2 protein-coding genes are annotated in these 2,231 nt (G+C 66.5%); both read left to right on the forward strand.

Translation table 11 applies throughout. From position 1 onward, the window contains the following. The first annotated feature begins 276 nt into the window (after positions 1-276). Complete coding sequence (locus WBF82_RS12220; protein ID WP_424383288.1) at positions 277-1,185, forward strand: PPE family protein, SVP subgroup; 909 nt, start codon at positions 277-279, stop codon at positions 1,183-1,185. A 74-nt stretch (positions 1,186-1,259) separates the two neighbouring features. Next, positions 1,260-2,231 (forward strand): PPE family protein (locus WBF82_RS12225; protein WP_424383289.1); only part of this gene is annotated, 972 nt, incomplete at its 3' end.

Consider the following 2,231-nt stretch of genomic DNA (forward strand, 5'->3'; position numbering starts at 1 on the left):
TTTTAAGTCCGCTGCCTCTGCCGATTGGGCTATGGGGGCCAACGACGAACTTAGCGCGTCGACGCCGGAGCCCGTACACGCCCGAAGCAGCCAGCGGCTGCTAGGGATGTGTTAAAAGTTCTGCCCAAACGTTAAGAAGCCATTAACCAGCTATGCCACCCCGCCCAAATTACGTCATGGTGTAGCCGTGGACCCGACGCCGGATTCCAGCACACACCGAACTGACCACTGTGGCCGACCCCGTTTGGGTCGGCCAATTTCCACCAGGAGAGATACATGGCTTTCGTGACAACAGCGCCCGCAGCGATAGCCGCGGCCGCGACCCAGCTAGAAGGCATCGGCAACTCGTTTTCCGCGGAGAGCTCGGCCGCCGCAGCCCCGACCACAGCCCTCTCCCCGGCGGCTTCCGACGAGGTGTCGATCTTGCAGAGCGGCGTGTTCTCTACCTACGGGCAGCTTTACCAAACCGTCAGCGCCCAAGCACAGGCCATTCACCAGCAATTCGTGAATCTCCTACAGAGCTCCTCTGGCTCCTACCAAGAGACGGAGGCGGCCAACCAGGCCGGAGCCGCCGCGTCGTCGCTGTCGAATTCGGCGTCGTCCGCGGCGTCGACTGCGCAATCCGACACGCCGATCACCGACTTCATCAACAACCTGACGTCCTTCCTTAACCCCGGAACTGGTGCCGGCGGCTTGTCGCGCAACCTCATCCAGGTGCCGCTAAATGAGGTGGGCAACTTCGCCTCCGCCGAATCGGACTTGATCGGAATGGGCGGCGGCGGTCTTTTGACTGCGCTTGCCGGTCCCTCGACCGCTGGAGCCGACCTCGGGGGCTTGGGAGCCGGCTTGGCCGGCGACTACGCTCCGGCGGCGGCCGTTGGCGGCGCCGGAGGCCTCGGCGCTGCGCCGGTATTGGCCGGGGTCGGCCAAGGGTCGTCCATCGGCGCCCTGTCGGTGCCGCCCAGCTGGGCCGGCGGAGCCGGAATTCCGTCGGCCAGCACGCCCGTCACGTTGGCGTCTCAGAGCTGGACCAGCGCCGCACCGACCACTGGTGGCATGGGACCCGGCATTGCCGGCATGCCCGCGGTCGCCAATGGCGGTCGCGGCGGCTCGAGCTTCGGGGCGCCGCGCTACGGCGTCAAGCCCAAGGTAATGCCAACGGTTCCCATGCCGACGATCACCTAGGAATCCGGGCGGCCAACGCCCGCCGGTTAAACCATCAAGCGCAAATCCGATCAGTAAGGGACGGGACTAGAAAAATGGTTTTTGATTTCGCAGCGCGACCCCCGGAGATCAACTCCGCACTCATATACTCCGGCGCCGGAGCGGGACCGCTGATGGCCGCCTCGTCGGCGTTCAGCGGCCTCAGCTCGGAATTGAGCTCGAACGCGGCATCCTACGAGGCGGTGATCAACGAACTCGGCTCGCAGTGGCAGGGGCCGTCGTCACAGGCAATGTCGGCCGCGGCTCAGCCCTATATCGGTTGGCTGAACACCACTTCCGCGCAGCTACAGGAAGCAGCGACCCAAGCGACCGCGTCGGCGGCCGCGTACGAGACGGCCTTTGCCGCCGTAATCCCGCCCCCGGTTATCGCCGCCAACCGAGCAACGCTGGCGGCGCTCGTCGCAACTACTATCCTGGGCCAAAACACCCCTGCGATCGCGGCCAACGAGGCCATGTACGCCGAAGTTTGGGCGCAGGACGCCGCCGCGATGTACGGCTACGCGCGCGCTTCGGCAGCAGCCGCGACGCTGTCACCATTGACCCCGCCGGCCGAGACCACCAACCCAGCCGGGCAGGGACAGCAAGCTGCGGCGGTCAGCAACGCCGTCGGCAGCAACGGGACCTCAGCGACGCTGAACAATACGCTCGGTAGCCTGCAAAACGCGGTGAGTGCGGCCGCCAACCCTGCGGCCAGCGCGGCGCAGGACACCCCCGACAGCATCTTGACAGCTCTCAACGGCTTGTTCGGCGCGCCTATCGTGAGCAATGGCATTTACAACGTCGGTGTGACGCTGGCCTGGAACACCGCGATGATGACCGCGACGCTCCCACTGCTCGGGCACTTCATGGCCGCCGCCCCGTACGGTGTCGTCATGGGCGACACCGCCCCCCTCGGCGCGGGTTTGGGTTTCGGCACGACGCTGGCGGGCGCCACCTCGCCGGCCGGCGGAGCCGCGATGATGGCGGGCATGGGCGGGGCGTCCTCGGTCGGCGGGCTGTCGGTGCCG

Source organism: Mycobacterium sp., from assembly GCF_049673265.1.
In the GTDB taxonomy this organism is placed as follows: domain Bacteria; phylum Actinomycetota; class Actinomycetes; order Mycobacteriales; family Mycobacteriaceae; genus Mycobacterium.